The organism is Paenibacillus sp. J22P59, from assembly GCF_059383895.1.
This window is the reverse complement of record NZ_JBXENX010000004.1, coordinates 422054-430832: the sequence shown is the minus strand read 5'-3', so window position 1 is coordinate 430832 and position 8779 is coordinate 422054. Positions and strand designations below refer to the sequence as shown.

Below are 8779 nucleotides of genomic sequence, written 5' to 3'. Positions count from 1 at the left end.
ATCCGGTTCGGGGACCGTGTCAGGTGGACAGTTTGACTGGGGCGGTCGCCTCCTAAAATGTAACGGAGGCGCCCAAAGGTTCCCTCAGAATGGTTGGAAATCATTCGGAGAGTGCAAAGGCATAAGGGAGCTTGACTGCGAGACCTACAAGTCGAGCAGGGACGAAAGTCGGGCTTAGTGATCCGGTGGTACCGAATGGAAGGGCCATCGCTCAACGGATAAAAGCTACCCTGGGGATAACAGGCTTATCTCCCCCAAGAGTCCACATCGACGGGGAGGTTTGGCACCTCGATGTCGGCTCATCGCATCCTGGGGCTGAAGTAGGTCCCAAGGGTTGGGCTGTTCGCCCATTAAAGCGGTACGCGAGCTGGGTTCAGAACGTCGTGAGACAGTTCGGTCCCTATCTGTCGTGGGCGCAGGAAATTTGAGAGGAGCTGTCCTTAGTACGAGAGGACCGGGATGGACGTACCGCTGGTGTACCAGTTGTTCCGCCAGGAGCACCGCTGGGTAGCCAAGTACGGACGGGATAAGCGCTGAAAGCATCTAAGCGTGAAGCCCCCCTCAAGATGAGATTTCCCAATTTAGTAAGACCCCTTGAAGACGACGAGGTTGATAGGTTCGGGGTGGAAGCGCAGCAATGCGTGCAGCTGACGAATACTAATCGGTCGAGGGCTTATCCTACTATGGTTTACTCGTAGAGTAGACCAACACATCGAAGCTTAAAGGACTTCATATTCTTTCGCATCCAGTTTTGAAGGTGTAAGTTGGTTGATCTTCAACCATGACATCTTTATAGCTGAAATATTCCCTGATAGCTCAGTTGGTAGAGCACTCGACTGTTAATCGAGTTGTCACAGGTTCGAGTCCTGTTCGGGGAGCCATATGCTCTCATAGCTCAGTAGGTAGAGTGCATCCATGGTAAGGATGAGGTCACCGGTTCGATCCCGGTTGAGAGCTCCAGCTGATTCTACATATGGCCCGTTGGTCAAGGGGTTAAGACACCTCCCTTTCACGGAGGTAACAGGGGTTCGAATCCCCTACGGGTCACCATAATTACCTTTTTAAAAAGGACGCATGCGGACGCTTAGCTCAGCTGGGAGAGCATCTGCCTTACAAGCAGAGGGTCGGCGGTTCGATCCCGTCAGCGTCCACCACTAAGACGTTGGGGATTAGCCAAGCGGTAAGGCAACGGACTTTGACTCCGTCATTCTCAGGTTCGATCCCTGAATCCCCAGCCATTTTATTAAGAGCCATTAGCTCAGTTGGTAGAGCACCTGACTTTTAATCAGGGTGTCGAAGGTTCGAGTCCTTCATGGCTCACCAGTTTTATTATTACAAGCTTTATCTATGCGCGTGTGGCGGAATGGCAGACGCACCAGACTTAGGATCTGGCGTTTCACGACGTGGGGGTTCAAGTCCCTTCACGCGCACCATATTTTTTTGAAAAAACCTTGTTCAACAAGTTTTTTTCTGGTTTATGACTGAGTAAGTCAGATCGAGTCTTATATGACTCACCAGTTTTATTGTTACAGGCTTCATCCATGCGCGTGTGGCGGAATGGCAGACGCACCAGACTTAGGATCTGGCGTTTCACGACGTGGGGGTTCAAGTCCCTTCACGCGCACCATATTATGAAAAGACCCTTGGCGTACAAGGGTTTTTTGCTGTTTAAAAACCAATGTACTTCAGCCCTCCTGACCTAGGAAGGGCTTTTTTGCATGCTCGCTAGCAATCTTTAAAAATCCACAACTTTCTAATTAATTACATTTTATGATGGGTGTGGTATAATCCGAGCGCAGATAAGATTGGAAGATAATCAAAGGAGTGCATCTGATTGCGTTTCTTCAGGAGTAGAATAATCGTTATTCTAATTGTCATCGGTGCAGCTTTTACAGTGAGTGCCTCTATCATGCTAGCTAATACATATTTATCTGGGAAGTCAGAGCGTTGGATTAAATACGAGGATGGGCTTTTTACAGCGGTTCATACGTCTGAGGTATCAGTTATACAGGGGGATTCATGGAATAGCCCTTCACAATCAGAGAACGAGCCAATCAAAAATGTACACACCGGTTCATACAAAGGGCTACTCATTCAAACGCTAAAGCCGGATGGAAAGTTACTCATTGGCAAATATAAAGACGGTAAGTTCCTGAATCAAGATAGGGATGGATCAGGCTTCATAATAGAGGACGAGCAAGGAAATAGTGTTTTTAACTTTTATGGCTATTTTGATGCAAAGGCTAAAAGGTTAAAAGTAAGAAAAGATAAGGGTGACTTGCAAGCAACCGACCTTATTGCAGGTGATCCGCATTGGATGGATAAGGGGATTGTCTACCTTTCAAATATTGATACCATAGATTGGAGATCTAGCCTATGGTTGATCGGTGAGGATGGGACGAACGATCATAGGATTTTAGACTCATCCAAGTATGGTTCAATGTCTATTGTTGGAACCTATAAGAATAAGATTGTCCTTAGCCTAGAAGATAGCCATTCTTTCATTATGTTTAGTTTGAATGATGAAGTTATCAAGCGATTCGATCATATATCCGGCTCACCTATTCATGCAGCATTATCTCCTAATGGCAAATATCTAGTCTATAATAGAGCTATTGGGGATGATTCATTACGTTCCAATCCTTCTATTCTAAATCTAGCTACGGGAGAGTCTAGAGATCATTCTGTAGAAAATCATTTTTATTATAATACAGGCGGTTCTTGGGACCCTACTGGGGAGCGATTTGCTTTTGTTGTACGTTTGAACCTTACTGGCCTTAATAAGGATAATCAATTGAATGAGAAGCTTCAAGTTTTTGATAGTAAGAACAACAGATACTGGTCAGAGCCTCTGCCGGACGGCAAAAGCTTTTACTCCCCCAAGGAATTAAGCTGGTTGGATCGCAATACGGTGTTGCTTCCTTCGGAAACGAGGGAGGGGAAATTGGAAACCTGGCAATATCATGTGAAGAAGTGATTGATAGAAGCATAATCAAAAAGCTGTTATCAGGGTATTTATTAGGATAAGCTAGATGAAGGGCCTCTAATGGGTATAGAGGTTGAGCCGTAGACTAAGCCTATAGCGTGGGAATAGAGACAGTTATAGAAGCAGTATGGTACTAGCTAATTAAGGAGTGATCACTTCATTATGAATGAAACAATAGAATTAATGCTAAAGCATCGGTCGATCCGCAAATTTAAGGACGAGGCTATAACGGAGGAGCAATTGAGCTCCATTCTGGATGCAGCCCAGCATGCTTCTTCATCAAGCAACATGCAGGCATATAGTGTCATAGGGGTCAAGAATATAGAGCTGAGACAGCGTCTAGCCGCTTTGGCTGGCAATCAGAGCTATGTGGAGCATAGCCCGGTTTTTCTAGTGTGGTGTGCAGATCTGCATCGCTATGAGCACGCGGTAGCCCGCCATCAGGAAGGCAAGCTTCCTAGCTCGGCTGAGAATTTCATAATTGCTACTGTTGATGTGGCACTGGCCGCTCAAAATGCTGCTGTAGCTGCCGAATCACTAGGGCTTGGTATTGTCTATATAGGGGGTATCCGCAATAACCCTAAGGAGGTAACAGAGCTGCTTGCTCTTCCCGCACATGTCTATCCTGTATTCGGTATGTGTATCGGAGTTCCCGATCAGGAGGTGCTGTGTCGTCCACGCTTACCGAGGAGTTCGATCTATTCCGTAGACCGTTATGATAAGGAAGCTGTGGAGGCAGGTATATCCGCATATGACGAGACGATGAGCGAGTACATGAAAGAACGCACAGCAGGGAAATCAAATACCTCGTGGTCAAAAGCAATGGCTGATAAAACGACACAGCCGCGGCTTCATATGAGAGAGTTTTTGCAAGGCCAAGGATTTAAATTTGAGTAATTGAAATAAGGATAAAGCAAGGCGCTGTTGCTGTATAGGCAGCCGTCTTGCTTTTTTGTTTGCGATTAATTAAGGAGGAAGCTATTGACATTGTATTTGAGAACGATTATCATTGAAATGATTTTAAACACAAATGACTGAACATTTATAATAGAATGATAGATGCTTGTCCCAAGCGGCGAGTATCGGAAGGAGCGTCCAATGATTCGTCTAGCAACTTCGAATCTCAACATTGGCTATGATGATCGACTCATTGTTGAAAATCTAAATATTGCAATACCTCAGGGGAAAATAACTGCGCTCGTCGGTTCTAATGGATCAGGCAAGTCGACGATTCTAAAGACGATGGCAAGACTTATGAATCCTGCGGCAGGCAGCGTATTGCTCGATGGCAGAGCGATACATAAACAATCGACTAAGGAAGTAGCGAAGCAACTTGCTATTCTCCCACAGAATCCAACTGCTCCCGATGGCCTGACAGTGTCCGAGTTGGTCTCTTATGGGCGCTTCCCATACCAGAAGGGCTTCGGCTCCATGACGAAGAAGGACCGGGAGATTATAGAGTGGGCTGTCGAAGCAACGGGGATGAGTGAATTCACCGATCGTCCTGTAGATCAATTGTCTGGTGGACAGAGACAGCGTGCATGGATCGCAATGGCTCTAGCCCAGGAGACAGATATTCTATTCCTTGACGAGCCTACGACATTCCTCGACATGGCTCATCAGCTGGAAGTGCTGCAGCTTTTGCAAAAGCTGAATAAAGCAAATGCTCGTACGATCGTGATGGTCGTTCATGATTTGAATCATGCCTCGCGGTACGCGCATCATATGATTGCGATTAAGCAAGGAACGGTTGCAGGCGAAGGTACTCCTGCGGAAGTAATGACACCGGAGATATTGCGAGAGGTATTCAACATTGAAGCGGATGTCGTTCCAGATCCTCGCACGGGCGTCCCGTTATGCTTGCCTTATGCTTTGGCTGGAGAGCATGTGATAGAGAAGGTTGTGCAGGTGCAGGAGCCAGAACGGATTTTGAAGGCAGCTGGCGCTTAAGGTTTCATTGTGAAAAAAGCAGGGTTGGGCAGCAGCAGTATGTTGATATAGCAGCAAGCTCAACCCATTCCTTCCTGGGCTTAGAGGAGGAGATTGAGGTACCGATTCTCAGGCAGTTATAAGGGCTGGAATAGCAGGAATAAAGGTTTTTCAAAAAAAATAAAACTTTTTTCGAAAAACAGTTGCATTTCATTTCTGAAGGTGATATATTATTACTTGTCGCCACGATCAAGCGGTTGAGAAACGACAAAAGATAATTACATGCGGAAGTGGCTCAGCGGTAGAGCATCGCCTTGCCAAGGCGAGGGTCGCGGGTTCGATTCCCGTCTTCCGCTCCATAAGATGCGCCCTTAGCTCAGCTGGATAGAGCGTTTGACTACGAATCAAAAGGTCAGGAGTTCGAATCTCTTAGGGCGCGCCATTTCCACCAATAATTAAATCAATTGTCGGGACGTAGCTCAGCTTGGTAGAGCACCTGGTTTGGGACCAGGGGGTCGCATGTTCAAATCGTGTCGTCCCGACCACTTACACGCGGGTGTAGTTCAATGGTAGAACTTTAGCCTTCCAAGCTAATAGCGTGGGTTCGATTCCCATCACCCGCTCCAGTATTTAAATGACAAAGTCCTGATTATCAGGGCTTTTTTTGTTGTTATTTATGGATCAGCTTATTGTGAGCTGGGACAGATTTTGTTGCAGCAGATATTTAGCCTCCAATTCACTAGCCGGGTGGATTGGAGGCTTTGCTGTGTGGGTATTAAGAGAGATAACAACTTAGAGCGGCACAATTATGGCGGGTCCTGCTCCGTAAGACCCTTTAACTGGGAATAAGCTGAAGAGGGCTTCAACCTTGCGGCATTTTGTAGTATGATGAATAAAGTTTAAATCGCGTCTAAGACGACGCAGTACAGGGGGATCAGTATGTCAGATCAAGCAACATCAACGTTATCGGCACATCGTTCGCAGGCAAACAACCTGTTGCGCAGAGATGTCCGTTTTCTAGGAAACATACTTGGGGATGTGCTTGTGCATCAAGGCGGCCGTGAGCTGCTGGATATGGTAGAGCGTATCCGTGAAACAAGTAAAGCGCTGCGCGCAGAATTTATTCCTGAGCTGTTTGATGAATTCAAATCGACGATATCTTCCTTGAATCCTGAGATACGTCATCAGGTTATTCGTGCTTTTGCTATTTATTTTCAATTGGTTAATATTGCGGAGCAAAACCACCGTATTCGCCGCAAACGTGATTATGAGCGTTCTGCTGGGGAAGCTGTTCAACGGGGCTCAATCGAGAGTGCTATTCTTGACTTGAAGGATCGCAATATCGCTGTTGAGGATGTACAGCAAATTTTGAACGGCATTTCCTTGGAGCTTGTTATGACGGCTCACCCAACGGAAGCGACTCGTCGTGCTGTTCTTGATATTCATAAACGGATTGCTGAAGATGTTATGGAACTGGATAATCCTACATTGACACACCGGGAGCGGGAGAAGCTTCGCGAGAAGCTGCTGAATGAAGTGCTCATTCTGTGGCAGACGGATGAGCTTCGTGATCGCAAACCGACTGTTATTGATGAAGTGCGCAACGGCTTGTACTTTTTTGACGAGACGTTGTTTGAGGTGCTTCCAGAAGTGTACGAGGAGCTGGAGCGCAATCTGGAGAAATATTATCCAGAAGAGAACTGGCATGTGCCTAGTTATCTGCGATTCGGTTCATGGATTGGCGGTGACCGCGACGGGAATCCATCCGTAACGGCTAAGATTACGTGGGAGACTTTGACGCTCAATCGTCAACTGGCTCTTAAGAAATACGAAGAGAAGCTTAATGAGTTAATGGAGCAGCTCAGCTTCAGCACGAACATTGTTGAAGTAACGGAAGAGCTTATTGAATCCATTCGCTCGGACCGCGAGCATGTAGAATTGAAGTGTGTGGATCTCTGGCGCAATACGAAAGAGCCATACCGCATCAAGCTTGGCTTCATGCTGGAGAAGCTGGCGAATACTCGCGATGAGTCTCTCAAAGGCTCGCCAATGAGATACAACAAGCCAGAAGAACTGCTGCACGATCTGAGCATTATCGACCGCAGCCTTCGCCATCATTATGCGGATTACGTTGCCGACACACAGATTGGCAAGCTAGTTCGTCAGGTAGAGCTGTTCGGCTTCCATTTGCTAACGCTGGATATTCGCCAGCACAGCCAAGAGCATCAGAATGCGATGAGCGAGATCCTAGCGAAAATGAACATTGTTGCGGATTACGCGGCATTGTCCGAAGAAGAGAAAATTGAGCTATTGAACCGTTTGCTCAATGATCCGCGTCCTTTGACGTCGAGCCACTTGGCTTATACGGAATCGACTCGTGAATGTCTGGATGTCTATGCTGCGGTATACCGTGCGCAGGAAGAGTTCGGCCCTAACTGTATTTCTACTTATCTGATTAGTATGACAGAAGCGGCAAGCGACCTTCTTGAGGTTATGGTATTTGCCAAGGAAGTCGGCCTGTTCCGCAAGGATTCAGATGGCACTGTACATTGTACGCTGCAAGCTGCGCCTTTGTTCGAGACTATCGACGATCTGCATGCTGCTCCGGGCATTATGAAGCAACTATTCGAGATGCCTATATACCGTGCAGCGGTTGCAGCTAGAGGCAACCTGCATGAGATTATGCTGGGCTACTCGGACAGCAATAAAGATGGCGGAGCTGTAGCCGCTAACTGGGAGCTGCGCGTAGCTCTTAATGAAATTACAGCAACTGCAAGTGAATATGATGTGAAGCTGAAGTTCTTCCATGGACGCGGCGGAGCACTCGGACGCGGCGGTATGCCACTAAACCGCAGCATCTTGGCTCAACCTCCTCATACAGTTGGCGGCGGCATCAAGATTACAGAGCAAGGTGAAGTGCTGTCCTCGCGTTATTCCATGCAAGGTATTGCTTACCGCAGCTTGGAGCAGGCAACTTGGGCGCTGATTACAGCGGCTCGCCTGGCGAAATATCCAGAGCCGCGTGAAGAAGCCCTGACAGCAGAATGGGAAGAAATTTCCCGCACGATTTCGGAGTCTTCGCTTACGAAGTATCAAGATCTGATCTTCCGTGATCCAGACTTCATGACTTACTTCAAGGAATCTACGCCGCTTCCAGAGGTTGGCGAGCTGAATATCGGCTCCCGTCCATCGAAACGGAAGAATAGTGATCGCTTTGAGGATCTGCGTGCTATCCCATGGGTATTCGCATGGACACAGAGCCGTTATTTGCTGCCTGCTTGGTACGCGGCAGGTACGGCACTCCAGCAATATGTTGGTGATGACGAGCAGCGCATGGATACATTGAAGACGATGTACGAGCAATTCCCGTTCTTCCGCTCGCTCATTGATAATCTTCAAATGGCGCTTGCCAAAGCCGATCTGGTTATTGCCAAGGAGTACGCGGGCATGATCAGCGATCAGGCGATCCGTGACCGCATCTTCAAGCAAATCGAGGAAGAGTACAAGCTGACCTCCGATTTGATCCTGGTCATTACGGGCCAAGAAGAAATTCTTGATAATGTTCCAGTTATTCAAGAATCCATTCGTCTGCGCAATCCGTATGTGGATCCGCTCAGCTACATGCAAGTGCAATTGCTGACAGAGCTGAGAGAGCTTCGTACGAATGATGATGCGGATGATCAGGAGCTGCTGCGTGAAGTGCTGTTAACGATTAACGGCATTGCAGCAGGTCTGAGGAATACAGGCTAACAGATAAAGGCTATAAGCCAGACAAGGTGATTCATTCACTTTGTCTGGCTTTTTTTGTGATGACATATCCATAATTTGAGTGATTGCACACCATAGGGAAGATGTATACTGGAG

General features: G+C 47.2%; 4 protein-coding genes, 12 tRNA genes and 1 rRNA gene. All 17 read left to right on the top strand.

Going from position 1 to position 8779, the window contains the following annotated elements; all coding sequences use genetic code 11:
• Positions 1-681, top strand: a 23S ribosomal RNA gene (locus tag AC50YO_RS09335); the annotation flags it as partial.
• Positions 682-805: 124 nt separating this feature from the next.
• Positions 806-881, top strand: a tRNA-Asn gene (locus AC50YO_RS09330).
• Positions 882-884: 3 nt separating this feature from the next.
• A tRNA-Thr gene (locus tag AC50YO_RS09325) sits at positions 885-960 on the top strand.
• 15 nt (positions 961-975) lie between these two features.
• Positions 976-1050 (top strand) — tRNA-Glu (locus AC50YO_RS09320).
• A gap of 28 nt (positions 1051-1078) precedes the next feature.
• A tRNA-Val gene (locus AC50YO_RS09315) sits at positions 1079-1154 on the top strand.
• Positions 1155-1163: 9 nt separating this feature from the next.
• A tRNA-Gln gene (locus AC50YO_RS09310) sits at positions 1164-1238 on the top strand.
• 9 nt (positions 1239-1247) lie between these two features.
• Positions 1248-1323 (top strand) — tRNA-Lys (locus tag AC50YO_RS09305).
• Positions 1324-1349: 26 nt separating this feature from the next.
• A tRNA-Leu gene (locus tag AC50YO_RS09300) sits at positions 1350-1433 on the top strand.
• Positions 1434-1543: 110 nt separating this feature from the next.
• Positions 1544-1627 (top strand) — tRNA-Leu (locus tag AC50YO_RS09295).
• A gap of 207 nt (positions 1628-1834) precedes the next feature.
• Positions 1835-2977: a TolB-like translocation protein gene (locus AC50YO_RS09290; RefSeq protein WP_494846407.1), complete on the top strand. Its 1143-nt coding sequence runs from the start codon at positions 1835-1837 to the stop codon at positions 2975-2977.
• A gap of 171 nt (positions 2978-3148) precedes the next feature.
• Complete coding sequence (gene nfsA, locus AC50YO_RS09285) at positions 3149-3883, top strand: oxygen-insensitive NADPH nitroreductase (protein WP_494846405.1); 735 nt, start codon at positions 3149-3151, stop codon at positions 3881-3883.
• A 201-nt stretch (positions 3884-4084) separates the two neighbouring features.
• Complete coding sequence (locus tag AC50YO_RS09280) at positions 4085-4936, top strand: ABC transporter ATP-binding protein (RefSeq protein ID WP_494846403.1); 852 nt, start codon at positions 4085-4087, stop codon at positions 4934-4936.
• A 263-nt stretch (positions 4937-5199) separates the two neighbouring features.
• Positions 5200-5274, top strand: a tRNA-Gly gene (locus AC50YO_RS09275).
• Positions 5275-5280: 6 nt separating this feature from the next.
• Positions 5281-5357: transfer RNA gene (locus AC50YO_RS09270), tRNA-Arg, on the top strand.
• A gap of 26 nt (positions 5358-5383) precedes the next feature.
• Positions 5384-5460, top strand: a tRNA-Pro gene (locus AC50YO_RS09265).
• A 7-nt stretch (positions 5461-5467) separates the two neighbouring features.
• Positions 5468-5541, top strand: a tRNA-Gly gene (locus AC50YO_RS09260).
• Between the two features lie 313 nt (positions 5542-5854).
• The gene (gene ppc, locus AC50YO_RS09255; protein WP_494846401.1) at positions 5855-8665 is read left to right on the top strand and encodes a phosphoenolpyruvate carboxylase; all 2811 of its coding nucleotides are present in this window, start codon (positions 5855-5857) and stop codon (positions 8663-8665) included.
• Positions 8666-8779: the final 114 nt, after the last annotated feature.

What these genes read in the sequence shown, in the direction of transcription:
- AC50YO_RS09280 (WP_494846403.1), top strand. Translation starts at nt 4,085, where the DNA reads ATGATTCGTCTAGCAACTTCGAATCTCAACATTGGCTATGATGATCGA.
- nfsA (WP_494846405.1), top strand. Translation starts at nt 3,149, where the DNA reads ATGAATGAAACAATAGAATTAATGCTAAAGCATCGGTCGATCCGCAAA.
- ppc (WP_494846401.1), top strand. Translation starts at nt 5,855, where the DNA reads ATGTCAGATCAAGCAACATCAACGTTATCGGCACATCGTTCGCAGGCA.